The organism is Geodermatophilus poikilotrophus (assembly GCF_900111455.1).
In the GTDB taxonomy this organism is placed as follows: domain Bacteria; phylum Actinomycetota; class Actinomycetes; order Mycobacteriales; family Geodermatophilaceae; genus Geodermatophilus; species Geodermatophilus poikilotrophus.
Genome location: NZ_FOIE01000002.1, coordinates 324,114 through 349,626, shown reverse-complemented (window position 1 = coordinate 349,626; position 25,513 = coordinate 324,114). Strand labels below are relative to the sequence as shown.

General features: G+C 74.1%; 27 protein-coding genes and 1 riboswitch. Of the genes, 11 read left to right on the top strand and 16 right to left on the bottom strand.

Annotated features, from left to right (window positions below; translation table 11 throughout):
• The 3 genes from BMW27_RS06140 to BMW27_RS06130 are packed head-to-tail and all read right to left on the bottom strand — an operon-like array spanning position 1 to position 1,162.
• Entirely contained in the window at positions 1-279 is a 279-nt protein-coding gene (locus tag BMW27_RS06140) for a DUF4235 domain-containing protein (protein ID WP_091440624.1), read from the bottom strand.
• Entirely contained in the window at positions 276-728 is a 453-nt protein-coding gene (locus tag BMW27_RS06135; RefSeq protein ID WP_091440620.1) for a DUF3618 domain-containing protein, read from the bottom strand. The genes BMW27_RS06140 and BMW27_RS06135 overlap by 4 nt, the downstream gene beginning before the upstream one ends.
• Complete coding sequence (locus BMW27_RS06130; RefSeq protein WP_091440618.1) at positions 725-1,162, bottom strand: phage holin family protein; 438 nt, start codon at positions 1,160-1,162, stop codon at positions 725-727. Before BMW27_RS06130 ends, BMW27_RS06135 begins: the two co-directional genes overlap by 4 nt.
• A gap of 124 nt (positions 1,163-1,286) precedes the next feature.
• On the opposite strand from BMW27_RS06130, the gene BMW27_RS06125 reads away from it, so the two are divergent.
• Positions 1,287-1,499, top strand: coding sequence for a hypothetical protein (locus BMW27_RS06125; RefSeq protein ID WP_091440614.1), 213 nt, complete (start codon positions 1,287-1,289; stop codon positions 1,497-1,499).
• A 71-nt stretch (positions 1,500-1,570) separates the two neighbouring features.
• Here the strand turns inward: BMW27_RS06125 and BMW27_RS06120 are convergent, their stop codons facing one another.
• A complete protein-coding gene (locus BMW27_RS06120) occupies positions 1,571-2,554 on the bottom strand; it encodes an aldo/keto reductase family protein (RefSeq protein WP_091440610.1) in 984 nt (327 codons plus the stop codon).
• Between the two features lie 46 nt (positions 2,555-2,600).
• A complete protein-coding gene (locus BMW27_RS06115) occupies positions 2,601-3,209 on the bottom strand; it encodes a DUF3043 domain-containing protein (RefSeq protein ID WP_091440606.1) in 609 nt (202 codons plus the stop codon).
• Positions 3,210-3,355: 146 nt separating this feature from the next.
• Between BMW27_RS06115 and BMW27_RS06110 the strand changes: the two genes are divergently transcribed.
• Positions 3,356-3,703, top strand: a complete 348-nt coding sequence (locus BMW27_RS06110; protein WP_012949381.1) for a HesB/IscA family protein — start codon at positions 3,356-3,358, stop codon at positions 3,701-3,703.
• 181 nt (positions 3,704-3,884) lie between these two features.
• Here the strand turns inward: BMW27_RS06110 and asnB are convergent, their stop codons facing one another.
• Genes asnB through BMW27_RS06095 form a run of 3 tightly spaced genes read right to left on the bottom strand, consistent with a single transcriptional unit; the run spans position 3,885 to position 6,595 of the window.
• Entirely contained in the window at positions 3,885-5,816 is a 1,932-nt protein-coding gene (gene asnB / locus BMW27_RS06105) for an asparagine synthase (glutamine-hydrolyzing) (RefSeq protein ID WP_091440602.1), read from the bottom strand.
• Between the two features lie 52 nt (positions 5,817-5,868).
• A complete protein-coding gene (locus tag BMW27_RS06100) occupies positions 5,869-6,240 on the bottom strand; it encodes a DUF3817 domain-containing protein (protein ID WP_091440598.1) in 372 nt (123 codons plus the stop codon).
• Entirely contained in the window at positions 6,230-6,595 is a 366-nt protein-coding gene (locus BMW27_RS06095; protein ID WP_175486384.1) for a metalloprotease, read from the bottom strand. The genes BMW27_RS06100 and BMW27_RS06095 overlap by 11 nt, the downstream gene beginning before the upstream one ends.
• A 288-nt stretch (positions 6,596-6,883) precedes the next feature.
• Here BMW27_RS06095 and ctaC point away from each other — a divergent pair, with 288 nt between their 5' ends.
• Both ctaC and BMW27_RS06085 read left to right on the top strand, forming a co-directional pair.
• Positions 6,884-7,753 carry an aa3-type cytochrome oxidase subunit II gene (ctaC, locus tag BMW27_RS06090; protein ID WP_091440592.1) on the top strand — a complete coding sequence of 290 codons (870 nt, stop codon included), beginning with the start codon at positions 6,884-6,886 and terminating at the stop codon, positions 7,751-7,753.
• Between the two features lie 45 nt (positions 7,754-7,798).
• Entirely contained in the window at positions 7,799-8,200 is a 402-nt protein-coding gene (locus tag BMW27_RS06085; protein ID WP_091440589.1) for a cytochrome c oxidase subunit 4, read from the top strand.
• Positions 8,201-8,863: 663 nt separating this feature from the next.
• Here BMW27_RS06085 and qcrB read toward each other — a convergent pair.
• From qcrB to ctaE, 5 genes are read right to left on the bottom strand one after another with little or no spacing between them, the layout of a single operon-like run.
• On the bottom strand, positions 8,864-10,525 hold the full coding sequence (qcrB, locus tag BMW27_RS06080) for a cytochrome bc1 complex cytochrome b subunit (RefSeq protein WP_091440587.1): 1,662 nt from the start codon (positions 10,523-10,525) through the stop codon (positions 8,864-8,866).
• On the bottom strand, positions 10,525-11,637 hold the full coding sequence (gene qcrA, locus BMW27_RS06075; RefSeq protein WP_091440585.1) for a cytochrome bc1 complex Rieske iron-sulfur subunit: 1,113 nt from the start codon (positions 11,635-11,637) through the stop codon (positions 10,525-10,527). Before qcrA ends, qcrB begins: the two co-directional genes overlap by 1 nt.
• Positions 11,634-11,810, bottom strand: a complete 177-nt coding sequence (locus tag BMW27_RS23255) for a hypothetical protein (protein WP_175486383.1) — start codon at positions 11,808-11,810, stop codon at positions 11,634-11,636. The genes qcrA and BMW27_RS23255 overlap by 4 nt, the downstream gene beginning before the upstream one ends.
• Positions 11,807-12,694, bottom strand: a complete 888-nt coding sequence (qcrC, locus tag BMW27_RS24275) for a cytochrome bc1 complex diheme cytochrome c subunit (protein ID WP_091440584.1) — start codon at positions 12,692-12,694, stop codon at positions 11,807-11,809. Before qcrC ends, BMW27_RS23255 begins: the two co-directional genes overlap by 4 nt.
• A 7-nt stretch (positions 12,695-12,701) precedes the next feature.
• Positions 12,702-13,325 (bottom strand): aa3-type cytochrome oxidase subunit III, encoded by a 624-nt coding sequence (ctaE, locus tag BMW27_RS06065; RefSeq protein WP_245743332.1) that lies wholly within the window; start codon positions 13,323-13,325, stop codon positions 12,702-12,704.
• Positions 13,326-13,448: 123 nt separating this feature from the next.
• Between ctaE and BMW27_RS06060 the strand changes: the two genes are divergently transcribed.
• Positions 13,449-13,865, top strand: a complete 417-nt coding sequence (locus BMW27_RS06060) for a hypothetical protein (protein ID WP_012949371.1) — start codon at positions 13,449-13,451, stop codon at positions 13,863-13,865.
• Positions 13,862-14,917, top strand: a complete 1,056-nt coding sequence (gene trpD / locus BMW27_RS06055; protein WP_091440580.1) for an anthranilate phosphoribosyltransferase — start codon at positions 13,862-13,864, stop codon at positions 14,915-14,917. The genes BMW27_RS06060 and trpD overlap by 4 nt, the downstream gene beginning before the upstream one ends.
• Positions 14,918-14,990: 73 nt before the next feature.
• Here the strand turns inward: trpD and BMW27_RS06050 are convergent, their stop codons facing one another.
• Together BMW27_RS06050 and BMW27_RS06045 are read right to left on the bottom strand one after the other, a co-directional pair.
• Complete coding sequence (locus BMW27_RS06050) at positions 14,991-15,278, bottom strand: Lrp/AsnC family transcriptional regulator (RefSeq protein WP_012949369.1); 288 nt, start codon at positions 15,276-15,278, stop codon at positions 14,991-14,993.
• Positions 15,279-15,452: 174 nt separating this feature from the next.
• Positions 15,453-17,306 (bottom strand): DEDD exonuclease domain-containing protein, encoded by a 1,854-nt coding sequence (locus BMW27_RS06045; RefSeq protein WP_245743331.1) that lies wholly within the window; start codon positions 17,304-17,306, stop codon positions 15,453-15,455.
• Between the two features lie 166 nt (positions 17,307-17,472).
• Between BMW27_RS06045 and BMW27_RS06040 the strand changes: the two genes are divergently transcribed.
• The 5 genes from BMW27_RS06040 to BMW27_RS06020 all read left to right on the top strand — a co-directional run bounded on the left by BMW27_RS06040 (position 17,473) and on the right by BMW27_RS06020 (position 23,594).
• Positions 17,473-19,215, top strand: a complete 1,743-nt coding sequence (locus BMW27_RS06040; protein WP_091440576.1) for a D-alanyl-D-alanine carboxypeptidase family protein — start codon at positions 17,473-17,475, stop codon at positions 19,213-19,215.
• Between the two features lie 98 nt (positions 19,216-19,313).
• A complete protein-coding gene (locus tag BMW27_RS06035; protein ID WP_091441477.1) occupies positions 19,314-19,658 on the top strand; it encodes a hypothetical protein in 345 nt (114 codons plus the stop codon).
• A gap of 191 nt (positions 19,659-19,849) precedes the next feature.
• A riboswitch (cyclic di-AMP (ydaO/yuaA leader) is annotated at positions 19,850-19,998 on the top strand.
• Positions 19,999-20,014: 16 nt separating this feature from the next.
• Positions 20,015-21,106, top strand: coding sequence for a C40 family peptidase (locus BMW27_RS06030; protein ID WP_091440574.1), 1,092 nt, complete (start codon positions 20,015-20,017; stop codon positions 21,104-21,106).
• An 83-nt stretch (positions 21,107-21,189) separates the two neighbouring features.
• Positions 21,190-22,476, top strand: a complete 1,287-nt coding sequence (locus tag BMW27_RS06025) for a M48 family metallopeptidase (RefSeq protein ID WP_091440572.1) — start codon at positions 21,190-21,192, stop codon at positions 22,474-22,476.
• Positions 22,473-23,594, top strand: a complete 1,122-nt coding sequence (locus BMW27_RS06020; RefSeq protein WP_091440570.1) for a glycosyltransferase family 4 protein — start codon at positions 22,473-22,475, stop codon at positions 23,592-23,594. Before BMW27_RS06025 ends, BMW27_RS06020 begins: the two co-directional genes overlap by 4 nt.
• An 89-nt stretch (positions 23,595-23,683) precedes the next feature.
• Here BMW27_RS06020 and BMW27_RS06015 read toward each other — a convergent pair whose 3' ends face one another.
• Positions 23,684-25,477, bottom strand: coding sequence for an AMP-dependent synthetase/ligase (locus tag BMW27_RS06015; protein WP_091440568.1), 1,794 nt, complete (start codon positions 25,475-25,477; stop codon positions 23,684-23,686).
• Positions 25,478-25,513: the final 36 nt, after the last annotated feature.

Sequence of the window (25,513 nt, the reverse complement as noted above, 5' to 3'; positions counted from 1 at the left end):
TCAGTCGCCCGGCCAGCTGCCGGTCAGCTTGGTGAAGCCGCGGGCCCCGGCGCGGTCGATGGCCGCCTTGGTCGCGGCGAAGATGGCGCCCTGCAGGGCCGCGGCGAGCACGACCTCGCGCATCCGGTACTCGCTCTGCAGCGCGTCGGGGGCGTCCTCCTCGTTCGACACGCGCTTCCAGACCTGCTTGAAGACGGCACCCGAGATCACACCGGCCAGCACGCCGCCGAGCAGGCCGATCGGCCGGTAGACGAGCTTGGCTCCCTTGCTGCTGGTCACTTCGTCCTCCTCACGGCCCGGCGGGCCTTCTTCGCCGTCCCCTTCGCGGTCTTCCTCGCCCTCTTGCGGGCCGCCTTCTCGGCGGCGGCACGTCGGGCGGCGGCCGCCTTGGCGGCCCGCTTCGCCTCGCGCTTGGCCGCGCGCTCGGCGACCCGGCGGTCCTTCGTCCGGCGGCGCCAGACGAGCAGCCCCAGCAGCGCGGCCACGCCGGCGCCGGCGCCGATGACCGCGGGTGGGCTCTCGCGGTAGGTCTCGACGGCGGTGTCGCGCGCCCGGTAGGCCTTCTCCCGCGCCCGCTCGGGGACGTCGAGGCGGTGCGAGAGCTCGTCGACGGTGCGGCTGAGCTGCGCGCGGGTGGCCTCGATCTCGGCCTTGATGGCGTCGGGGTCGTTGGCCGGCGGTTGGCCGTTCGTCGTCCCGTCGGGGCCCTGGCTGGCTGGCGTGCTCACCGGCGCGCACTCTCCTTCACCGTCTGGATGTCGGCCTTGGTGCTGGCGATGGCCTCGGTGGGCACCGGCGGGGTGCCCTTGTCGACGTCCTTCTTGCCGACCAGTGCGAGCGCGCCGGCGACGGCGAACAGCACGACGGCCACGATCAACGCCGCCAGCCAGGCGGGCAGCACGAGGGCGAGAGCGAGGACGGCGGTGGCGATGAGCACGGCCAGGCCGAAGAAGGCGAACAGGCCGGCTCCGCCGAACAGGCCGGCGCCGACGCCCAGCCGCTTGGCCTTCTGGGTGACCTCCGCCTGTGCGAGCCGGGCCTCGTCGCGCACGAGCCGGCTGATCTGCTCGGTCAGCTGGCCGATGAGCTGGCCGGTCGAGGCGTCCTCGGGGGTGGGGGGCGGAGCGGTCGCTCGAGTGGCTCCTGCGATCGGGTCGGTCATCGGTCCTCCGAACCGGGGGAGAGTGTCGATGTCCTCACATGCCCCCGTTGATCGCCGGGGTAACCAGGCACGGGTCACACTCCGGGCACGACCGGCGGCCGGTCGCTCGCTAGCCTCGGCGCGCATGAGCTGGTACTGGCGGCTGGAGGACCCTTCGGGAGCGGAGCTCGACCCCGCCGCGGTCGGGGTGGAGGTGCCCCGGACGGACAACCAGGGCGACGCGGAGTCCTGGTTGGGTGAGAACTGGCGGGACCTGCTCGAACGCGGGGTCGCCACGGTGACGCTCTTCGACGGCGGGCGGGAGGTCTACGGGCCGATGGGCCTCGCGGCCACCTGAGGAAGGCCCCCTGCCCCCGCCACCCGCACGCTCGCGGCGGGACCCTGCAGGGGCCACCTCCCGTGGGGTCTTCAGCCGCGGGCGGTCTTGGCGGGGTCGCGCTCGACGACGCCGCCGAGGACCTCGTCGATGCGGGACAGGACGTCGGCGTCGAGGGTCACGCCCGCCGCCGCCGCGTTGTCCTGCACCTGCTCGGGGCGGGTCGCGCCGATGATCGCCGCCGCCACGTTCGGGTTCTGCAGCACCCAGGCGATGGACAGCTGCGCCATGGACAGGCCGAGGTCCCCGGCGATCGACCGCAGGTCCTGCACCCGGGTGAGGACGTCGTCGCGCAGGAAGCGCCGCATCGACCCGCCGGCCTCCGTGTGCCCGCCCCGGCTGTCGGCCGGCGGCTGCTGGCCGGGCAGGTACTTGCCGGTGAGGACGCCCTGGGCCAGCGGTGACCAGACGATCTGCGACAACCCCTCCTTCTCGCAGGTGGGCACGACCTCGTCCTCGATGACCCGCCAGAGCATCGAGTACTGCGGCTGGTTGCTGATCAGCTGGACGCCGAGGTCCCGGGCGAGCGCGGCACCGGCGGTGATCTCCTCGGCGTTCCACTCCGAGACGCCGACGTAGAGCACCTTGCCGGCCCGGACCAGGTCGGCGAAGGCGGTCATCGTCTCCTCCAGCGGCACCGTCGGGTCGTAGCGGTGCGCCTGGTAGAGGTCGACGTAGTCCGTCTGCAGCCGCCGCAGCGACGCGTGGCAGCTCTCGGTGATGTGCTTGCGGGACAACCCGCGGTCGTTGTGGCCCGGGCCCGTCGGCCAGTAGACCTTGGTGAAGACCTCCAGTCCCTCCCGGCGCCGGCCCGCCAGGGCACGGCCGAGGACGGACTCGGCCCGGGTGCCGGCGTAGACGTCGGCGGTGTCGAAGGTCGTGATGCCGGCGTCGAGGGCGGCGCGGACGCAGGCGTGCGCGGCGTCCTCCTCGACCTGGCCGCCGTGGGTCAGCCAGTTGCCGTAGGCGATCGCGGAGGTGTTCAGGCCGGAGCGGCCCAGGCGTCGGGATTCCACGCCACCCGACGCTAGCCCCGGACGACCGGACCGGCCGTCCGGGCGCTTACACCTGGGCGCCCAGCGGCACCTCGGGCTTCGGGAAGCGCCAGCGGCGGACCATGGTGGCCCGGCTGATGCCGTACCAGACCAGGCCCTTCATCCTGTGGTCCTGCTTCGGGAAGCGCTCGAGCACCGTCTTCTTGATCCGCCGACCCAGGAAGATCGAGTCGGCGATGATCAGCAGGAAGAAGACCAGCCAGAGGGCGACGGTGTAGCTGCGCACCTGCTCGTTCGGCACGAAGTTGCCCACCAGCACCAGCGCGGCGACGAACAGGAAGAAGCTGCCGGCGTTGCGGCGGGAGTCGACCACGTCCCGGACCAGCTTGCGGACCGGCCCGCGGTCGCGGGCGGGCAGGTGGTCCTGGTCGCCCCGCGCGGCGGCGGCGCGGGCGGTGCCGCGGCCGGCCGCCTGCTGCTCGCGCATCCGCTTGTAGGCCTCCTTGCGGGTGGTCGGCGGCGGCGGGGGCGGGCCGGGACGGCGCCCCTGGGCCTCGTGGCGCTTGGGTGTCGGCCGACCCTTGCCGCCCGCCTTCACCAGCTGCGTGGTCGGGTCGACGTCGGGGTCGGGGGCGGCCTGGGTGCGGTCGCGGCGCCCGGGCAGGCGGAGCTTCACGGCTGCGAGTCTACGTGTGACCTCGGCCGATCCCGGTCCGTGCGGCCCCGGACGCCGTACAGTGGGAAGAGGCTCCGCTGCGGCGGTGTTGGCCTGCTGCAGGACGTGCCGCAGCAGGCACCCTCGAACGTGGGAGGACTTCCAACATGACGGTGCAGGACACCACGGCCACCGGCGTCATCCTCAGCGACCCGGCTGCCGCGAAGGTCAAGACGCTGCTCGACCAGGAGGGCCGCGACGACCTCCGCCTGCGCATCGCCGTCCAGCCCGGCGGATGCTCGGGCCTGCGCTACCAGCTCTTCTTCGACGAGCGGTTCCTCGACGGCGACCAGACCTACGACTTCGGTGGCGTCGAGGTCATCGTCGACCGGATGAGCGGTCCCTACCTCGGCGGCGCCGTGATCGACTTCGTGGACACGATCGAGAAGCAGGGCTTCACGATCGACAACCCGAACGCGACCGGCTCCTGCGCCTGCGGCGACAGCTTCAGCTGACGAAGGACCCCTCTGCTCCCACCGTGGAAGGACCCCGTCCACCTCTCTCGCAGGCTCGGGACGAGCCTCTGGACGGGGCCGGCGGCGGGGTCCTGCAGAGGGGCCGCCCGCGGCACCGCGGACACGACGAAGGCCCGGTTCCTCCCGCGGGAGGAACCGGGCCTTCGTTCGTCCTGTCCGGCTACAACCGGACGGGGTAGACGGTCTCGGGGACCTCGGGCTTGATCCGCTGCTCGACGAACACGCCGTGCCAGACCATGAACACCAGCAGCGTCCAGAGCTTGCGGGAGAGGTCGACCGGAGAGCCGGCCCGCTGGTTGTCCCGGTGGGCGTCGAGCATCCAGAGGACCTGACGCCGGTCGAGCCACTCGTCGGTCTGGCTCTCCTCGATGGTGTTCCGCGCCCAGTCGTGCAGGTCCTCGGCCAGCCAGTGCCGGGTGGGGACGGGGAAGCCGAGCTTGCGCCGGTTGAGCACGTGCGGGGGCACGATCTGCTCCAGCGCGCGGCGCAGCGCGTACTTCGTCGTCTCCCTGGTGACCCGCTGGTCGACCGGCAGCGTGCCGGCGACGGCGAACACCTCGGGGTCGAGGAAGGGCACCCGCAGCTCCAGCGAGTTGGCCATGGTCATCTTGTCGGCCTTGACCAGGATGTCCCCGCGCAGCCAGGTGAACAGGTCGACGTACTGCATGGCGGTCACGTCGTCGTAGCCCGCGGCCCGCGTCCGCTCGTAGAGCTCGCGGGTCACGGTGACGTGGGACAGGTCGGGGTCGCGGCGCTCGAGGAAGCCGAGCTCGTCGTCCCGGAAGATCCGGGCGTTCCCGTAGTACCGCTGCTCGAGCGGGATGGAGCCGCGGCGCAGCAGGTCCTTGCCGCGCATGCCGTCGGGCAGCCGCGCCGACAGCGCGCCCAGCGCCCGGCGGATGCCCCCGGGCAGCTTGTCGAACGCCGCCAGCGACAGCGGCTCGCGGTAGATGTTGTAGCCGCCGAACAGCTCGTCGGCGCCCTCGCCGGAGAGCACCACCTTCACGTGCTTGCGCGCCTCGCGGGCGACGAAGTACAGCGGCACGAGCGCGGGGTCGGCGACCGGGTCGTCGAGGTACCAGACGACCAGCGGGATCGACTCGGCGAACTCCTCGGGGGTGACCACCTTGGTCACGTGCTCGACACCGATCGCGGCCGCCGACTCCGCGGCGACGTCGACCTCCGAGTAGCCCTCGCGCTCGAAGCCGACCGTGAAGGTCATCAGGTCGGGGTTGTACCGCTTGGCCAGCGCCGCGATGGCGGTGGAGTCGATGCCGCCGGAGAGGAACGACCCGACGGTGACGTCGGCGCGCATGTGCACGCGCACCGAGTCGTCGAGGACCTCGGCGATCCGGTCGTAGAGGCCCTGCTGCTCGTCCGCGGCGACCGGCCGGACGGGGAAGGTCGGGTGGAAGTAGCGGCTGGTGTGCAGCTCGCCGTCCACCACGGTGAAGCTCGTGCCGCTCTCGATCCGCCGGATGCCGCGGTGCAGCGTCGCGGGCTCGGGGACGTACTGCAGCGTCAGGTAGTGCTGCAGCGAGGCGGAGTCGACGCCGCCCGCGGCCTCGCTGCCGCCGAGCATCTCCAGCAGCGCCTTCTTCTCGGAGCTGAAGACCAGCGCGCCGTCGGCGAGACGGGCGGTGAACAACGGCTTGATGCCGAAGGGATCGCGGGCGCCGAACGCCGTGCCGGTCCGGGTGTCCCAGATGACGAAGGCGAACATGCCGCGCAGCCGCCGGACGACGTCCTGACCCCAGTGGTGGTAGCCGGCGACGATCGCCTCGGTGTCGCCCTCGGTGGCGAACTGCGCGCCGAGGGCGGCGAGCTCCTGGCGCAGCTCGACGTAGTTGTAGATCTCGCCGTTGAAGACGATCCGGTAGCGCCCGTCGGCGTAGGGCATCGGCTGGTGGCTGTGCTCGATGTCGATGAAGGCCAGCCGGTTGAAGCCGAAGGCCACCCGCGCGTCGTTCCAGACCTGGGTCTCGTCGGGGCCGCGGTGGCGCAGGCAGTGCAGCGCCTCGCGCACCTCCTTGACGCGGGTGTCGTCGACGCGGTCGGCGTCGGTGGACAGGTAGGCGAGCAGGCCGCACATGGGCGTGGTTCTCCGGGGGTCGTGGTGTGCCGGCGGAGTGGCCGCGGCAGGGTCAGACGCGAGCGCCGGCGCGGGTCTTGCGCGTGGCGTTGCGCTCGGCCACGAAGGACAGGATCGGAACGGTGCCTGCCACCAGGGTGAGAAGCGCGCCCCGCAACGTCCAGGAGGCGCGCAGGGCGAGGTCGCAGGCGGTCAGGAAGAAGACGAAGTACAGCCAGCCGTGCAGGGTGCCGAGGACGGTGACCGGGCCCTCGATGCCGGCGAGGTACTTCAGGGGGACGGCCACCAGGACCAGCGCGATGAGCAGGACGCCCACGATCCAGGCCATCACCCGGTAGCGGGTCAGCGCGGCGGGGACGTCCCGACCGACCCGGCGGGCGAGCGCGCGGGGCAGCCGCGACGCCGTCGTCGGTTCAGCGGCCATGCTCGGCCCGCTGCCGCAGCGCCCGCTCGTTGAGCTCGGCGAGGTGGGCGTTGTAGGCGGCCAGCTCCGGGTCGCCGGTGGTGTCGATGCGCGGCCGCTGGTAGAGCACCAGGTCGCTGCCCGGCTCGTCCTCGTCGGGGTCGCGACGGACCTCGTCGAGGCACATCTTCACGTAGAAGCCCAGACCCATGAACCCGTACAGGGGCCACTGCAGGGCGTAGCTCCAGTTCACCGCGCCGCCGCCGGCCTCGGCCTTGGACAGCTGCCAGTACCCGAGGAAGAAGGTGGCCACGAAGAGGGCGGCCACCACCAGGTGCAGGAGCACCCACTTGGGTGTCAGCAGCCGGGAGAACACGGCCCCGACTGTAACCGGAGGTACCCCCGTGGAGGGGACGCCGGTGAGGGGGCTCACCGTGCCGCCGCCGGGTCCCGGCCGCCGTCCGGCGCGGACCGCCGGGCCCTCGTCGGGCCGCCCGGCGACCCGACCCGCCCGTGCCGTGTCTCCGGTGGTCGGCCGCCGTGCGGGGTCGGCTAGTCTCGCCGCAGACTGTGGTCGGCACAGGCGCCGTTCGCCGGGCACCGGCTGACGGCCGGCCAGGAAGACCGTCCGGCGTGCCGGATGAGGACGAGGAGGCAGCGAGCAGTGGCTCGAGGCAGCAGGCTCGCGCGGGTCGCCGCGCTCGGTCTCCTGGGAGTGCTCGCCCTGACCGGGTGCACCCCGAACAACGAGTTCTGGCGCTGGGGCTGGCCCGACGGGATCACCGACGAGGCCTACGAGATGCGGACCCTGTGGATCTGGTCCGTCATCGCGGCCCTGATCGTCGGTTTCGCGGTCTGGGGGCTCATCGGCTGGTCGGTCGTCATGCACCGCAAGCGCGGCGACGAGCTGCCCAAGCAGACGGCGTACAACCTGCCGCTCGAGATCGTCTACACGATCATCCCGTTCCTGATCATCGCCGGGCTGTTCTTCTTCACCGTGGTGGTGCAGAACCGGGTGCAGGAGCGCAGTGCCGACCCCGACGTGACCATCGCGGTCAACGCCTTCAAGTGGAACTGGCAGTTCGTCTACCCGGAGACCACGGGGGCCGACGGCGAGCCGATCAACACGGTCGGGAACAGCGAGGAGATCCCGATCCTCGTGGTGCCGACCGACGAGACCGTCCGCTTCGAGGTGGCCTCGGCCGACGTCATCCACTCGTTCTGGGTGCCGGAGTTCCTCTTCAAGCTCGACGTCATCCCGGGCAACGAGAACGGCCGGGACAACGTCTTCGAGGTGACCGTCCGCGAGGAGGGTGCCTTCGTGGGCCGCTGCGCCGAGCTCTGCGGCACCTACCACGCCTACATGAACTTCGAGGTGCGGGCGGTCTCGTCGGCCGACTACGACGCCTACCTGGCCGCGCGCGAGTCGGGCCTGAACACCTACGACGCGCTGGAGAGCATCGGTCAGCCGGGCGCGGCGACCAGCACCGCGCCGTTCGACCTGATCGACGACCTGCAGCGGGCCGACGGCTGACGTGTCCACCACCCGCGATCCGCAGACCACGCAGGAGGGACGGCCGTGAAGGTCGAAGCGCTCATCTTCAACGTCATCGGCGTCTTCTGCCTCGTGATGGCCACCGTCTACGGCGTCTGGTCCCGTGAGCCGATCGGCACGACGGCCCTCGTCCTCTCCGGCGGGCTGACGTTCCTGGTCGGCGGCTTCTTCTGGTTCGTCTCGCGGCGCATCGACGCCCGTCCGGAGGACCGCAAGGACGCCGACATCGCCGACGGCGCGGGCGAGCTGGGCTTCTTCAGCCCCGGCAGCTACTGGCCCTTCGGCATCGCGCTGTCGGCCGGCCTGATGGGCCTGGCGCTGGCGTTCTTCTACACCTGGCTGATCCTGCTCGCGGGTGTCGCGCTGCTGGTCACCATCGGCGGGCTGCTCTTCGAGTACTACGTGGGCCAGAACGCGCAGGGCTGAGTCCCCGCTCGACCTCGAGGGCCCCTCTCCGCTTCGGCGGGGAGGGGCCCTCGTCGTGTCCGGGACCGCCGGGCCCTCACCTCGGGCGGGCCGCACGTCCTGGCCTCTGAGGGGCTGCTCCAGCGTGCGCGACGCCGACCCGGGCCCCTGGGGGCGCACCGGCCCACCGATGCGCTCAGCGGCCCGCGGGACGGCTGGGCACCGGCCCGTGGAACGGACCCTCCCGCCGGACCGCTCGCCGGCCACGGGGGAAGAGGCGGACCGGGGGCGTGCGCACCCCCGGTGGGCCACCCCGACCCGCCGACGGCCACGGCGTCGGGGCCGGGGCGCTCGGATCACCCCTCGGCGTGGTCCTGGTCGTCGACACGACGTCGTGACGTCGGTGGTGTGCCCGACCGGCGGCGCACAGAGCGGTGCGTCGCGACGGCTGGACCGCCCGTCGTGACGGCGCCGGGCAGGCCCACGGTGCGCTGGGTCCGGGCACGTCCCCTGGGGAGCGCTCCTCGCGTGCGGGGGAGGGCCACGCCGTCCGCTGGCGTCTCCGCCGGACGGCGCCGATGGAGGGGAGGGTGGTCGGCGGCGTCGGCGTGCTGGGCAGTGGAACCCCGGAACGCAGCAGGGCCCCGACGGGAACTCCGTCGGGGCCCTGCAGGGGGTCCTTCTTCAGTCGCGCGGCTCCTGCGGCCGGCCACCGTCGGAGGGGCGACCGGAGGTGGTGAGCTCCCGGGACTCCGCGGCCGCCAGGCCGTGCTCGTCGCGGCGCTGCTCGAGCTCGACCTGGGCCGGCTCCTCGATCGGCTTGAAGAAGCCGCGGATGGCCCGGCGGGCGCCGCCCACCTGGTTCATCCGCTTGGGCACCGGAGCGCCGCCGTAGGCCAGCTGGCTGTGGCCGTGCTCGTCGACCGGGCCGAGGGGCTGGTGCACCTCGATGAACTCACCGTGCGGCAGCCGGCGGATGACACCGGTCTCGAGGCCGTGCTCCAGGACCTCACGGTCGTGCTTCTGCAGACCGAGGCAGATCCGGTAGGTCATCACGTAGGCGATCGGCGGCAGGATCAGCACGCCGATCCGCCCGGCCCAGGTCATCGCGTTGAGGCTGATGTCGAACCTCTCGGCGATGACGTCGTTGGCGCCGGAGAGCATGAGCACGACGTAGAAGGTCAGCGCCATGACACCCAGCGAGGTCCGCACCGGGACGTCGCGGGGACGCTGGAGCAGGTGGTGGGAGGCCGTGTCGCGGGTGAGCTTGCGCTCGATCATCGGGTAGAGCGCGAGGACGGTGAAGATCAGACCGGCGATGACGACGGTCGGCCAGAACAGCGCCGGGATCGTGTAGTCGCCGGGCAGGTTGATGTCCCACGCCGGGAACAGTCGCGTCGAGCCGTCGAGGAACATGATGTACCAGTCCGGCTGCGACGCGGCCGAGACCTGGGCCGGGTTGTACGGGCCCCACAGCCACACCGGGTTGATCTGCACCAGGCCACCGAGCGCGGCGACGACACCGAACACGATGAAGAACAGACCACTGGCCTTGGCGGCGAAGGCGGGGAAGAGCCGGTTGCCGACCACGTTGTGCTCGGTCCGCCCCGGGCCGGGGAACTGGGTGTGCTTCTGCTTGACCAGGATCAGCAGGTGGACGGCGATGAGGCCCAGCAGGATCGCCGGGATGATGAGCACGTGGGCGATGTAGAAGCGCCCGATGATGTACTCGCCGACGTAGTCGCCGTTGAAGACCGCCCAGTGGACCCAGGTGCCCACCACGGGGATGGACAGGATGATCGCCGAGGCGATGCGCAGGCCCGTGCCGGAGAGCAGGTCGTCGGGCAGGGAGTAGCCGGTGAAGCCCTCACCCAGGGCCAGCAGCAGCAGACCGACACCGATCAGCCAGTTGGTCTCCCGGGGACGCCGGAAGGCGCCGGTGAAGAAGATGCGCAGCAGGTGCACCACGATGGCGGCCACGAAGAGCAGGGCCGCCCAGTGGTGGACCTGACGCATGAACAGGCCGCCGCGGACGTCGAAGGACAGGTTCAGGGCAGAGTCGTACGCCGCCGACATCTCCAGGCCCCGCAGCGGGGCGTACGTGCCCTCGTAGACGACCTCGCGCAGGGAGGCGTCGTAGAAGAAGGTCAGGTACGTACCGGACAGCAGCAGGATGACGAACGCGTAGAGCGCGATCTCACCGAGCAGGAACGACCAGTGGTCGGGGAAGACCTTGTTCAGGGTGCGGCGCAGTGGACCGGCGACGATCAGACGGTCGTCGACCTCCAGCGCCGCCTTGCCCAGCGCGGTGGTCGGGACACCCGGCGCTGTGGCGGTACGAGCCATCAGATGCGCTCCCGGTTCCAGTAGGTGGGGCCAACAGCTTCAATGTAGTCACTACGCGCCACGAAGAAGCCCTCGTCGTCGACAGTGATCGGCAGCTGGGGCAGCGGGCGGGTCGCCGGGCCGAAGACCGCCTTGGCGCCCTGCGTCACGTCGAACTGCGACTGGTGGCACGGGCACAGGATGCGGCTGGTCTCCTGCTCGTACAGCGAGACGGGGCAGCCGGCGTGGGTGCAGATCTTCGAGTAGGCGACGTAGTCGCCGTAGCCGAAGTCCTCCTGGCCGTTGCGGGGGCGCTCGACCGACAGCTGCTCGGGGCGCAGCCGGATGAGCATCGTCGCCGCGTCGGCCTGCCGGTTGCCACCGGGGACGGCCGGGAAGACGGTCTCCAGGGAGCCGGGGACCTGGTCGCCGGGGCGGATGGGGCTGCCGTCGTCGCGGACGAGGCGGACGCCCTCGGCCCAGCTGGTGGTGCCCAGCGGGTCGCCGGTGTTGGGGTTGCGGATCAGACCGCCCAGCGGCATGACCAGCATCAGCCCGATCCCGCTGCCCATGAACACCAGGGAACGGGTGATCAGCTTCCGGCGGGCCAGGCCGCTGTTGTGCAGGCCGCCGACGAGGGTGGCGCCGGTGGTGACCCGGTCGAAGTGCGAGCCGTCGTGCTTGTCCTGCACCGCGGTCTCGTGCGGCAGCAGCTTCTTGGTGTAGAGCACCAGCCCGACGCCCACCAGCGTCAGGGCCAGGCCCCCGAGCGCCCCGATCAGCGGGGTGAACAGGGCGCTCCAGCCGCTGTCGGTGATGTCCCACTGCCAGTCGGGGAGGAACCAGCCGGAGCCGACGTAGACCACGAAGGCCGCGAACGCGGTCAGCCCGGCGAGGGCGAAGGTCAGGGCGACCTGGCGGACGGCCTGCTTCTCCACCGCGGAGCCCGGCTCGGGGCCCGGGTCGACGTGCAGGACCTGCACGCTGTCGTACCGGGCGCCCAGCAGGTCGAGCTCCTCGCGGGTCAAGGCCGCGAGCTGCTCGGGGGTGTAGTCGTCGTCCGGACCGCCGTGCAGGGGGCCGGGGACGTCCGCGCCGCCGGTGGAGCCGGGGGCGCTCTCGCGCGTGCTCACGCTTCCTCCTCGCTGGCGCTCCTCGGGAGCGTGACCAGTGCTGCCGTGGTGCTGCGGGAGCTCGCGCGCTCGCGCGCCGGTGCTCCCTCCTCGCCGTCCCCCGCGAGCGGGAGGCTCCCCCAGCGGAGGGTGAGCGCCCGCGGTGCGGTGGTGGGGATGGTGCGCGTGCTCACGCCTTGCTGCCCATCCAGAAGATGCCGAACATCAGCGCCGCGACGCCGACGACCCAGATGACGAGGCCCTCGGCAGCCGGACCGAGTCGGCCCACACCGGCACCGCCGGGGTCGGCCTGCCCCTTCACCGTCTGCACGTAGTTGATGATGGAGCGCTTCTCCTCGGGGGTGAGCTGGTTGTCCCCGAAGACCGGCATGTTCTCCGGCCCGCTCAGCATCGCGGTGTAGATCTCGAGGTCGTTGGCGTCGTCGAGGCTCGGGGCCCGCTTGCCGGAGGACAGGGCGCCGCCCTCACCGACGAAGTTGTGGCACGAGGCGCAGTTGAGCCGGAACAGCTCCCCGCCCTCGGCCAGGTCGCCGTCGCGCAGGTCACCGGACGGGAGGGTCGGGCCGCCACCGTTGGCCTGCACGTAGGCCATCAGCTGGTCGATCTCCTCGTCGGAGAAGATCGCCGGCTTGTCCGGCGCCTGGGCCTCCTGGCGGACCAGCGGCATGCGGCCGGTGTGCACCTGGAAGTAGACGGCGGCCTCGCCGACACCGATCAGGGAGGGCCCGCGCGTCGGCACGCCCTCGAGGTTCTCGCCGTGGCAGGTGATGCAGCTGCGCTCGTACAGCTCCCGGCCGGCGGCCTCGGCGGAGGACTCCGTCGTGTTGGTCTGCGCGGTCGCCTGGGACGGTGCGAGGGCGGAGTACAGCGTGCCGGTGAGCACGAGCGCGGCCATCAAACCGGCCACGTTGGCGACGCGGCGGCGCTGCTTGGAGCGCCGCCGGACGCGGGCCGCGGCGGCAGGGGAACCGGCGGTCGGACGGCGGGACCAGCGACGGAGGCCCCGGGGCGTGTCCTCGCCGGTCAGGGCGTCGGACTGCGGATCAGGAGTGGACACCGTTTCCCTAGCGGATCAGGTAGATCGTGGCGAAGAGCCCGACCCACACGACGTCGACGAAGTGCCAGTAGTAGGAGACCACGATCGCGGCGGTCGCCTGTGCCGGCGTGAAGCGGCCCATGGTGGACCGGATGAGCAGGTAGACGAAGGCCACCAGCCCGCCGATCACGTGCAGGGCGTGGAAGCCGGTCGTCAGGTAGAAGACCGAGCCGTAGGTCGAGCTGGAGATCGTCGTGGCGTGCTCGGTCACCAGCACCCGGTACTCGTTGGCCTGCGCCAGGACGAAGACCAGGCCCATCACGAAGGTGATCGTGAACCAGCGCCGCAGGCCGTAGACGTTGCCCTGCTCGGCCGCGAACACGCCGAGCTGGCAGGTGACCGAGGAGGCCACCAGGATGATCGTGAAGACGAGCGCGTAGGGCAGGTTCAGTTCGGTCGGCTCCGGTGGCCACCCCTCGAGGGCCCGGGCGCGCGCCGTGAAGTACATGGCGAACAGTCCGGCGAAGAACATCAGCTCGCTGGAGAGCCAGATGATCGTGCCGACGCTCACCAGGTTCGGTCGGGTCAGGGAGTGCACCCGGGAGGTGTCGAAGGTGCCGCTCGCCACGGGAGCCGTTGTCACGACGCCCATCATGGCATCGTTCCCGGTGAGGCCACGACCGCGGGTGGGACGGCGTGCCGACGCCGTGACCTCCTCGACACCGCGGTCCCGTGCTGCCTGGTCAGCGGGTCCGCTGCCACTACGCTCGGCGCCGTGAGCGACGCCGCCCCGGCCACCGTCCTGGTCTACAGCTCCCGGCCCGACGTGCGGGCCGCCGTGCGCACCGCGGTGGGCCGCCGCCCGGCCGCCGACGTGGGCCCCCTGACCTGGGTGGAGTGCGCCACGGGGGAGGACGTCGTCGACACCGTGGACGGCGGCGGCGTGGACCTCTGCATCCTCGACGGCGAGGCGCAGCCCACCGGTGGCCTGGCGCTGGCCCGTCAGCTCACCGTGGAGGTGGCCGACCGCCCGGCGCTGTGCGTGCTGATCGCCCGCCAGCCCGACCGGTGGCTGGCGCACTGGTCGCAGGCCGACGCCACCCTGCCCCTCCCGGTCGACCCGCTGACCGCCCCGGCCGTCGTCGCCGACCTGCTGCGCGACCGCGCAGGGCGGCGCCCGGTATCCCGGTGAGCGCGCGACCGACCTGGCCGGCCCTGCTCACCCGCCTGCTGGCGCGCGAGGACCTCTCCGCCGCCGACACCGCGTGGGCCATGCGCGAGGTCATGGCCGGTGAGGCCACCCCCGCGCAGATCGCGGCCTTCGCCGTCGCGTTGCGGGCCAAGGGCGTGGCCCCGCAGGAGCTCAGCGGGCTGGCCACGGAGATGCTCGCGCAGGCGACGCCGGTCGAGCTGCCGCTGGCCTCGGTCGACATCGTCGGCACCGGTGGCGACGGCGCGCACACGGTGAACATCTCGTCGATGGCCGCGGTGGTCACCGCCGCCACGGGCGTGCCGGTCGCCAAGCACGGCGGCCGCGCGGCGTCGTCGTCCTCCGGTGCCGCGGACGTCCTCGAGGCGCTGGGCGTGGTCATCGACCTGCCGGCCGCCGCGGTCGCGCGCTGCGTCGAGGAGGCCGGCATCGGCTTCTTCTTCGCGCCGGTGTTCCACCCGGGCATGCGCCACGCCGCGGTGCCCCGGCGCGAGCTCGGCATCGCGACGGTCTTCAACTTCCTGGGGCCGTTGACCAACCCGGCGCGCCCGGCCGCGGCCGCCATCGGCGTGGCCGACCCGCGCATGGCCCCCGTGGTGGCCGAGGTGCTCGCCGAGCGCGGCACGCGGGCGGTGGTGTTCCGCGGGGACGACGGCCTGGACGAGCTGACCACCGCCACGACGTCGTCGGCGTGGCTGGTGCGCGAGGGCGAGGTCGTGCCCGACCGGGTGGACCCGGGGGCGCTGGGCGTCCCGGTGGCGGGGGTCGACGCGCTGCGCGGCGGCGACCCGGCCTTCAACGCCGACGTGTTCCGCCGGGTGGTCGACGGCGAGCGCGGGCCGGTGCGCGACGCGGTGCTGCTCAACGCGGCCGCCGCGCTGGCCGCCTTCGACGAACGGTCCGTGCGGCTCCACGACGCCCTGGCGACGGGCATGGAGCGGGCGGCCGCGGCCGTGGACGACGGCCGGGCGGCGGCGCTGCTGGAGCGGTGGACCATGGTCAGCCGGGCGCTGCGGCAGGGCGCCGCGCGCTGAGGGAGGGCCCCGCTGGCCCCGTCCCGGGGCTCGCGCCGAGCGGAGCGAGGCGTGAGGAGGGCGGGGTCCCTTTTCAGTCGGCCGACTCGAAGCCGATCGCGAAGGCCGCCTCCAGGTCGTGCCGGGAGTAGGCGCGGAAGGCGATGTGCGTCTCGGTCTCGAGGACGCCGGGCACCTTGTTGATCCGACCGGCGATCACCTCGGCGACCTGGTCGAACTCGCGCACCCGCACGATCGCGATGAGGTCGACCTCGCCGGCGGTGGAGTAGACCTCGCTGACGCCGTCGAGGCCGGCGACGGCCTCGGCCACCTCGGGGATCGCGTCGGTGGCCGCGTCGATCATGACGATGGCGGTGATCACGCCGGGGATGCTAGAAGGACCCCGCTGCCCCCCACCACTCGCTCCGCTCGCGGCGGGTCCCTGCAGCGGGGCCGTTCCAGCAGGTCACCGGCTCGGCGCGGGCCCCTGCAGCGGGGCCGTTCCAGCAGGTCACCGGCTCGGCGCGGGCCCCTGCAGCGGGGCCGTTCCAGCAGGTCACCGGCTCATGGCGGCTCCGCGGGAGACCCGCTCGGGGCGTGCCCGGGTGCCCAGCGAGCGGCCGTCGGCGAACGGGTCGCGTCCGGCGCGGCCGGCCTCGACCCGGTCCAGGAACTCGGTGTAGCCGCCGGTGCCGGGTACCGGGCAGGCCAGCGTGCCGTCGACCTGCACCAGCCGGGTGCCGGGCTTCTCCATCCAGCGCAGCACCAGCTCGGTCTCGTCGACCGAGGCGGCCAGCTCGCCGTCGGGGCCCAGCGGCGTCTCCGCCGTCGCCAGCAGCCCCTCGAGGGTCGCCCGGACCGAGCTGCCGCGGGCCGCGCACCCGGCGGCCACCAGCCGGCCCCGGCGGACGACGGACAGCTGCCAGCCGCCGTCGCCGTCCGGGCGGGCCAGCACCAGCTCGGGCACCGCGGCCAGGGACTCCAGCCGCTGCCGTCGCCGGACCGCGCGCACGAGGGTGGCGGCGCGGTCGCGCAGGACGGCGGCGTCCTCGTAGCGCTCCTCGGCGGCCAGCCGCTCCACCCGCGCCAGCAGAGGCGCCAGCAGCGCGTGCGGGTCGGCGGCCACCGCGGTCCGCAGGACGGCGGCGATCTCGCCGTACTCCTCGACCGACTGGGCGCCGGTGCACGGTGCGCCGCAGCGGCCCATCCCGGCCAGCGCGCAGGCGGTGCCGAGCACCCGCACCGACAGCCGGCCGGTGCACTGGCGCAGCGGCAGCGACTCGTGGACGGCGGCCACCGCGGCGTCGGCCGCCCGCCGGTCGGGGAAGGGCCCGAGGAACACCCCGGCGCCCGGGCGCACCCGGCGCACCACCGACAGCCGGGGGAAGGGCTCCTCGGTCAGCCGCACCCACAGCGCCCGTTCGGGGAACCGGGAGCGCCGGTTGTAGCGCGGTTTGTGCTCGGCGATCAGCCGCAGCTCGCGGACGGCGGCCTCGAGGTCGTGCGCGCACGGGATCGCGTCGACCCGCTGGGAGAGCGCCACCATCTCGGTCATCCGGCTGCGCTGCTCACCGGCGGTGAAGTAGCTGCGCACCCGGCTGCGCAGGTCGGTCGACGTCCCGACGTAGAGCGGCTCGTCGCGGGGGCCGCGGAACAGGTAGACGCCCGGGCCGTGCGGGACGGTGTCGGCCAGGTGCCGCTTGCGCAGCCGGTCGGGGTCGACCTGCCGGGTGAGCCCGGTCAGCTCCTCCAGGCTGGTGATGCCCAACGGCCCCAGCCGCTCGAACAGGCCGTGCAGGACGTCGACGGTGGCGCGGGCGTCGGCCAGCGCGCGGTGGCAGGGCTCGGTGCTGGTGCGGAAGAAGGGCGCGAGGGTGGCCAGCTTGCAGTTGGGCACCTCGTCGCGACTGAGCAGCCGGCGGGCGAGGACGGCGGTGTCGACCGAGGCCGTGGCGGGCCAGGGGATGCCGTTCTCCGCGCAGGCGGCCTTGAGGAAGCCGAGGTCGAACGGCGCGTTGTGGGCGACCAGCACCGCGCCCCGGGCGAACTCGAGGAAGTGCGGCAGGACCGCGCCGATGCGGGGAGCCGCGGCGACCATCGTCGAGGTGATCCCGGTCAGCACGCTGATGTAGGGCGGGATCTCGCAGCCGGGGTCGACCAGGGTCTGGAACTCGCCGAGCACCTCCCCGCCGCGCACCTTGACCGCGCCGATCTCGGTGATCGCGCTGTCCTTCGGGGACCCCCCGGTGGTCTCCAGGTCGACGACGACGAAGGTGACCTCCGCCAGCGGGGTGCCGAGCTCGTCGATGGTGGCCTGCTCGAAGCGCGGCAGCCCGGCCGCGGCCCGGGCGGCCGTCCCGGCCAGGCGGGCGGGGGAGAGCGGCACCGGCCGGGAAGGGGAGGGGCGCACGGTCGGACGGTAGGTCGGGGCGCTGACAGTCCCGGGGACGCGCGCCGGGGAACGGGCTCCGCCGGCCCGTCCGGGGGGAGCGGCGCGCCGTCCCCTGGCGCGCCCGCCCGACCCCCGACACCATCTCGTCGAGGACCGCTGCGGTCCCGACTCGCCGAGGTGGTCCGTGCACTCGCTCTCCCGGTGGCGCCCCGGCCGCCGCGCGGTGGCGTCCCTGTCCGTGGGCGTCGTCGCGCTCGCCGCCGCGCTGTCGTCGGCGACGCCCGCGGGAGCCGACCCGGCCGACCCGGCCGGCGTGACCGCCAGCCTCCTGGACAGCCCCGAGCTCGACGCGCTGCAGCGGCGCGCCGCGGAGGTGCAGGCCGACCTGCAGGAACGGCAGTCCCGGGTCGTCGCGGCCCGCGAGGCCCTCGCCGCCGCCGAGGCGGCCGCGGCCCGGGCGGAGGCCGACATCGTCGCGGCGGACGCCGAGCTCGCCCGGGCCAGGGCCGAGGTGGCCCGGCACGCCTCGGCGGTCTACCGGGACGCGGGCGAGGTCACGCCGCTCTCGGTGCTGCTGTCCGGTGGTGGTCCCGGGGACGTCGTCGCCGCGGGCGGGCTGCTCGACGCGGCCGAGCGCCACGCCGCCGCGGTGGTCGCCGCCGCGGAGCGTCGACGGCAGGAGGCCGCGGCGCGGCGGGCGGAGGCGGAGACGACACGGGAGACCGCCCGTGCACGGGCAGCGGAGCTCACCACCGAGACCGCCGGGCTGGAGGCGGCCGCGGCCGCGGCGGGCCGGGACCTGGAGGTCGCCGTCGCCGCCGTCGACCGGCAGCTGGGCCGGCAGCAGGAGGAGCAGCGCGCGGCCGGCCGGCAGGCGGCGGCCGACTGGCAGGGGTACCTCGGCGAGCTGGCCGCGGCCGGCGTCGACCCGCCGCCGGCCGCGGCGCTGCGCGACCCGGCGGTCGGCCTGCCCGACGGGCTGGCGCCGGTGCCGGCGTCCGGCAGTGGGGTGCAGGCCGGGGCGGCCCAGCTGCCGGACGCGCCGGGTCCGCTGGTCGTCCCGGCCGCCGAGGCGGTCGCCGCGGTCAGCGCCGCGCTGGACACCCTGGAGCTGCCCTACGCCCCCGGGGCGGCGGGCCCGGACGCGTGGTCCTGCGGATCCCTGGTGCACGCCGTCTACGCCTCGGCGGGGATCGACCTCCCGGACGACCCGGTGGGGCTCCACGCGGGCACCACGCCGGTCGACCCGGCCGACGTCCTCCCGGGGGACCTGGTCTTCCTCGGTGCCGGCCGATCCGGTCCGGGCAACGTCGGCATCGCCCTCGACCGGCGGACCGTGCTGGCGGCCGACGCCCGCGCCGGTGCCGTCGTGGTCGGCCGCCCGGCGGCCGACCGGGTGCTGGGCGTCGGACGGCCCACCCTCGGGCTCCGCGCGGCCGTCCCCGCGACCGGATCCTCCGGCGGAGCGCTGCCGGTCGAGTGCGGCGACCTGCGGTACCCGCCCGGGACGTCCGGGGGGCGGGCGTGGGGCGGGTTCCCGAACGGGCTGGTCCCGCTCGGCGCGATGTGCCCGCTGGGGGTCCCCGGGCACGTGCTGCGCTGCGACGCGGCGGCGGCCTACCAGGCGATGAGCAGCGCCTTCGCCGGCGCCCTCGGGACGCCGCTGTGCCTCACCGACTCCTACCGCAGCTACGGCGACCAGGTCCGCCTGTACGGCGAGAAGCCGGAGCTCGCCGCGGTGCCGGGCACCAGCGACCACGGCTGGGGGCTGGCGGTCGACCTGTGCGGGGGCGTCGAGCGGTTCGGGACGGCGCAGTACGCCTGGATGCTCGCCAACGCCGGCCGCTTCGGCTTCCACCACCCGCGCTGGGCCGACCCGGGCAACGGCCGCGAGGAACCCTGGCACTGGGAGTACGCCGGCGGCTGAGCCGGAACTGTCGGTGCCCGCTCCTAGCGTCCTGCCCGGATCGACCGGGGCCACGGACGGCCTCCCGCGACGAGGGTCGGCCAGTGGAGGAGTGGACCGTGCACATCGACTGCGACACCTGCACCGCTCGTGGTACCGGCTGCGGCGACTGCGTCGTGACCGTCCTCCTGGGGGCGCCGCCGGGCTGGCGGGGTGCCGACCCGACGGTGGTGCCGATGACCGGCCGGCGGGACGGGGAGCTCAGCGCCGAGGACGTCGTCGTGCTGCCGCCCGGGGTGGTCGTGGAGTTCGACGAGGTCGAGCGCCGCGCCGTCCGGGTGCTGGCCGACGCCGGTCTGGTGCCACCGCTGCGTCACCAGCGCTCCGCCCGGCCGGCCCCGGCACGACGGGCCGCACCGCAGCGGCGGGCCGGCGGGCAGGGCGCCGGGCGGCGCACCGGGTGAGGGGGGTGGCGCAGCCGTCCGGCCGTGCGACGGCCGGCGTGTCGCGGACCACGAGGAGCCCCGATCCCACAGTCCTCGGCACCCCCGTTCGTCACTTGTTCAACAACCCCCGTACGGTGAGCCGGTCCGGCCGGGTGGTCGTCACCTGCAGACAGGTGACCTCGGCCGGTCACCGCCGAATCGCCCGACGCGCCGCACCGGCGCCGAGGGGGAACCGGGGACCCACCGCAGCACTGGGGTGAGTTCTCCTGCGCGCCGGTCCGCCGGGGTGCAGAGATAGGGCGCCTTCTTCCCAGCCCGAACCCGTCAGCTAACTCGGTAGGCGGTCGCTGAGGAAGAACGGAGAGCCGCCGCCCGTGGCGACCCCCCGCCCTGCCCTGGGGCATGCCGTCGACCAGTTCCACCCCGACCTCCCGGTCGCGGTCCGCCGCTCCGGCCCGTCCGGCGTCCTCGCCCGCGGGCTGGTCCTGGGAGCCACCGCCACCCTCGCCCTGACGCTCCTGCCGGGCACCGCGGCCGCGGACCCGGAGGAGGCCACCAGCGCCGCGCAGGCCGCGCAGCTGGTCGCCCGGGCCGCCCACGACCTCGAGGTCGTCACCGAGCAGGTGAACGAGGCCCGCGAGATCCTGGCGCAGCAGCAGGCCGCCGTGCAGAGCGCCGACCGGGCGGCTGCCGAGGCCCGGTCGCAGCTCGACGCGCTCGACGGCCACGTCCGCCAGGTCGCCCGCGCGGCCTTCACCGCCTCCTCCGGGAACGGCATGGCCGAGCTGGACCTGCTGATGACCAGCGGGTCGGCCGAGGAGTTCGTCTCCCAGCTGGCCACCCTCGACGCGATCGCCGGGCACACCGACGAGGTGCTCGGGGAGGTCGCCGAGTCCGCCGCCGCGGCGGAGCGGGCCCGCACCGAGGCCGACGCCGCCCAGGCCGCCGCGCAGCGGACGTTCGACGACGTCACCACCCGCCAGGCCCGGCTCGAGGCGGACACCGTCGAGTACCAGGCGCAGTACGACGCGCTGTCGGCGCCGCAGCAGCAGGAGGTCGTGGCCGCGCACGCCGGGCAGCCGGTGGCCGCCGCGCCGGCGGCCGCGGCCAGCGGCGCCGCGCAGACCGCCGTCGACACCGCGCTGGCCCAGGTCGGTGACGCCTACGTGTGGGGCGCCGGCGGGCCGGACGCCTTCGACTGCTCGGGGTTGACCCAGTACGCCTACGCCGCGGCCGGCACCAGCCTGCCGCACTCGTCGCGGATGCAGGCGACGATGGGCACCGCGGTGTCCCGGGCCGACCTGCAGCCGGGTGACCTAGTCTTCTACTACAGCCCGGTCAGCCACGTGTCGATGTACATCGGGAACGGCCAGATGGTGCACGCCTCGACCTCCGGGCAGCCGGTGAAGGTCGTGAGCGTGGACTCGATGGGGGGCATCACCGCCATCCGCCGCATCGCCGGCTGAGCCGAGCCGCGGCCTCGCGGCCCCGTCCGGGGGAGCCCGAGCGTGCGAGGGGTCCCCCGGACGGGCCTTCTAGGATCGGGCACGTGAGCGGGGCGGACGGGCAGGGCGCCCGCCGGGCCGCGCTGCTGGTCGCGGCCGTCGTCGGCGCCGCGCTCGTCGTCGTCCTCGTGGTGGTGCCGCCGTGGACGCTGCTGGCCGAGCCACCGGGCGGGCCCACTCCGGCCGACCCGTCGTCGGTCCTCCCGCCGGACGTGCTGCAGCGGGCGGAGTCCTTCGCCGCCGCGCTGCGCCCGGCCTCGCTCGTCTCGTTGACCCTCGGTCTGGCTGTCTCCGCGGTCCTGGGCCTGACCCGGCTCGGGGCGCGGCTGGTGCGCGCCGTCGCCGCGCCCCTCGGCGGCGGGTGGACGGCCCAGGTGCTGCTCGGTACGGCGGCCGTGGTGGTCGTCGGCCGGCTGGCCACGCTGCCGGTGTCGGCGTACGCGGAGGTGGTCCGCCACCGGTACGGCCTGTCGACCCGCGGCTGGGGGCTGTGGCTGCGCGACGTCGCCGTCTCGACCGCCATCAGCGCCGTGGTCACCGCGCTGGCGCTGGGCAGCTTGCTGTGGCTCGTCCGGCGGGCGCCGCGCACCTGGTGGGCGTGGGCCGCGGCGGTGGCGGCCGGCTTCGTCGTCGTCGGGTCGTTCCTGTACCCGGTGGTCATCGAGCCGGCGTTCAACCGCTTCGAGCCGCTCCCGGCCGGTGAGCTGCGCGCCCGGCTGCTGGACCTGGCGGAGGAGAACGGCACCCCGGTGCAGGACGTCCTCGTCTCCGACGCCTCCCGGCGGACGACGGCGCTGAACGCCTACGTCTCCGGGTTCGGCTCGACCCGCCGCGTCGTCCTCTACGACACGACCCTCGAGCAGCTGCCCGAGGACGCCGTCGCCTCGATCGTCGCGCACGAACTCGGCCACGTCGTCCACCGCGACGTCCTCACCGGCACCCTGGTCGGGGCGCTCGGCGCCGCGGCCGCCGTCGCGCTGTCGGGCTGGCTGCTGTCCTGGACGCCGCTGCTGGGCCGCGCGGGGGCGCAGTCGCCCGCCGACCCGGCCGTCGTCCCTCTCGTGCTGCTCCTGCTGTCGGTGGGCGGTCTGCTGAGCACGCCGGTGCAGAACCTGGTGTCGCGGCAGGTCGAGGCGCGCGCCGACCTGCGGGCGCTCGAACTGACCGGGGACGCCGGGGCGTTCACCGCCATGCAGCGGGAGCTGGCCGCCACCAACCTCAGCGACCCCGACCCGCCCGTCGCCTGGCAGTGGTTCTTCGGCTCGCACCCCACCGGCGCGCAGCGGATCGCCTTCGCCGAGGACTGGCAGCGCCTGGAGGACGCCGGGTGAGGACGCTGGTCGTCACCAACGACTTCCCGCCGCGCCAGGGGGGCATCCAGACCTTCGTCGCCGCCCTGCTGGCCCGCCGCCCGCCGGAGTCGCTGGTCGTGCTCGCCTCCCGCTCGCCCGGCTGGGAGGCACACGACGCCGCGCTGCCGTACGAGGTGGTGCGCCACCCGACGGGGGTGCTGCTCCCCACCCCGCGGGTGGCCCGCGCGGCGGCCGCCCTGGCCCGGCGGCACGGCTGCGACACGGCGTTCTTCGGCGCGGCCGCGCCCCTGGGGCTGCTCGCGCCTGCGCTGCGCGACGCCGGGGTGCGCCACCTGGTCGGGGCCACGCACGGCCACGAGACGGGCTGGGTGGCACTGCCCGGCGCGCGGCAGCTGATGCGGCGGATCGCCGCCGGGCTCGACGTGCTGACCTACATCAGCGACTACACGCGGGGTCGGCTGGCGCCGGCGCTGGGCGCGGTCACCCGGATGGCGCAGCTGCCGCCGGGGGTGGACGTCGACCGCTTCACCCCGGACGCCGACGGGGCCGCCGTGCGCGAGCGGTACGGGTTGGGGGCGGCGCCGGTCGTCGCCTGCGTGTCCCGGCTGGTGCCGCGCAAGGGCCAGGACGTGCTGGTCGCGGCCTGGCCGCGGGTGCTGGGCCGGCACCCCGACGCCCGGCTGCTGCTCGTCGGCGGCGGCCCGCTGGAGCACGACCTGCGCCGGGACGTCGCCGCACGCGGGCTGGCGCGCTCCGTCGTCCTCACCGGGCCGGTGCCGCCGGCCGGGCTGCCCGAGCACTACGCCGCCGGGGACGTGTTCGCCATGCCCTGCCGAACCCGCCGCGGCGGTCTGGACGTCGAGGGCCTGGGCATGGTCTACCTCGAGGCCGCCGCCTGCGGACGGCCCGTGGTGGCCGGCACCTCCGGTGGTGCGCCCGAGACGGTGCAGGAGGGCGTCACCGGGCACGTCGTGGCCGATCCGCGGTCGCCGGAGGCGGTGGCCGCCGTCCTCACCGACCTGCTCGACGACCCGGACCGGGCGCGGCGGATGGGTGCGGCCGGCCGGGCGTGGGTCGAGCAGCGCTGGTCCTGGACGTCGATCGCGGACACCTTCGCCGGGCTGCTGGAGCCCTAGGTCCCCTGCAGGGGCCGCCGACCCCGTCCCGGGCCTGCGAGGGGTGGGAGGACGGGGTCCTCCCACGAGGGACGGGGACGCGGGTCTGGCTACGTCCGGTAGAGCTCCTCGACCTCGGCGTCGAACTCCTTGAGCACCACCGAGCGCTTGAGCTTCAGGCTCGGCGTGAGCATCCCGTTGTCCTCGGTGAAGTCGGTGCCCAGCACCCGGAACCTCTTGATCGCCTCGGCCTGGGACACCGCCTTGTTGGCGTCCGCGACGGCCGCGTCGAGCTCGGCGAGCACGTCGGGGTCCTCGGCGAGCTGGGCGGCGGTGAGGCCGGCGTCCTTGCCCTGGGACTGCAGCCACAGCGGCAGCGCCTCCTCGTCGAGGGTGACCAGGGCGGCGATGTAGGGCCGCTGGTCGCCGACGACGATGCACTGGCTGACCAGGCGGTGGGCGCGCAGCCGGTCCTCGAGCACGGCGGGGGCGACGTTCTTGCCGCCCGCGGTCACCAGGATCTCCTTCTTGCGCCCGGTGATCCTGACGAAGCCGTCGGCGTCGATCTCGCCGAGGTCGCCGCTGCGGAACCAGCCGTCGGCGTCGATGGCCTCCTGCGTCGCGGCCTCGTTCCGCCAGTAGCCGCGCATGACGATGCCGCCGCGGATGAGGATCTCGCCGTCCTCGGCGATCGCGAAGCCGACGCCGGGCAGCGGGCGGCCGACCGTGCCGATGCGCAGCGCGCCGTCGTGGTTGACCGATGCGGCGGCGGTGGTCTCGGTCAGGCCGTAGCCCTCGAAGACGGTGACGCCGATGCCGCGGAAGAAGTGGCCGAGCCGCTCGCCGAGGGGGGCGCCGCCGGAGATGGCGCCCTGGCAGCGGCCGCCGAGGGCGGCGCGCAGCTTGCCGTAGACCAGCCGGTCGAACAGGGCGTGCTGGGCGCGCAGCCCGAGGCTGGGACCGCCGGTGTCCTGGGCGCGGGACCAGTCGATGGCCACCTGCGCGGCCCGGTCGAAGACCTTGCCCTTGCCGTCGCCCTCCGCCTTGGCCTTGGCGGAGTTGTAGACCTTCTCGAACACCCGGGGGACGGCGAGCACGAAGGTCGGCCGGAACTCGCCGAGGTCCTCGACCAGGTTCTTCACGTCCGGCGTGTGGCCGATGACCGTGCGGTTCTTCACCGCGCCGATCTGCAGGACGCGGGCCAGCACGTGCGCCAGCGGGATGAACAGCAGCAGCGAGCTCTGCGGGTTGATGAACCGGTCCAGCAGCGTGATGCCGTTGCCGATCTCGAACAGGAAGTTGCGGTGCGTCAGCTCGCAGCCCTTGGGCCGGCCGGTGGTGCCGCTGGTGTAGATCAGCGTGGCCGGGCTGTCGGCGTCCAGGGTGGCCCGGCGGGCGTCGAGCTCGCTGTCGGGGACGTCCTGGCCGGCGACGGTGAGCGTCCCGACGGCGTCGTCGTCGATGACGAAGACCGCCTTGAGGTCCGGCGCCTGGTCGCGGACCGACTCGACGGCCGCGGCGTGCTCGTCCCGCTCCACGACGACGGCGGTGGCGCCGGAGTCGGAGAGGATCCAGGCGACCTGGTCGGCGCTGGAGGTCTCGTAGATCGGGACGACGACGCCGCCGGCGGTCCAGATGGCGTAGTCGAGGACCGTCCACTCGTAGCGGGTCTTGGCCTGCAGGGCGACGCGGTCACCGGCGGCCACCCCCGCGGCGATCAGCCCCTTGGCGACGCCACGGACCTCCTCGCCGAACTGCCGCCAGGACACGTCCACCCACCGGCCGTCCACCCGACGCCGCAACCCGGTCTCGTCGCCGTACCGGGTGACGTTCTCGACCAGCATGTCGGTCAGGGCCTCGTCGGGGCCCACCTCGGTGGTCGCGGGGACGCTGAACTCGCGCACGCCTCGTCCTCTCCTGCCCGCCCGGTCCCGGGCGCC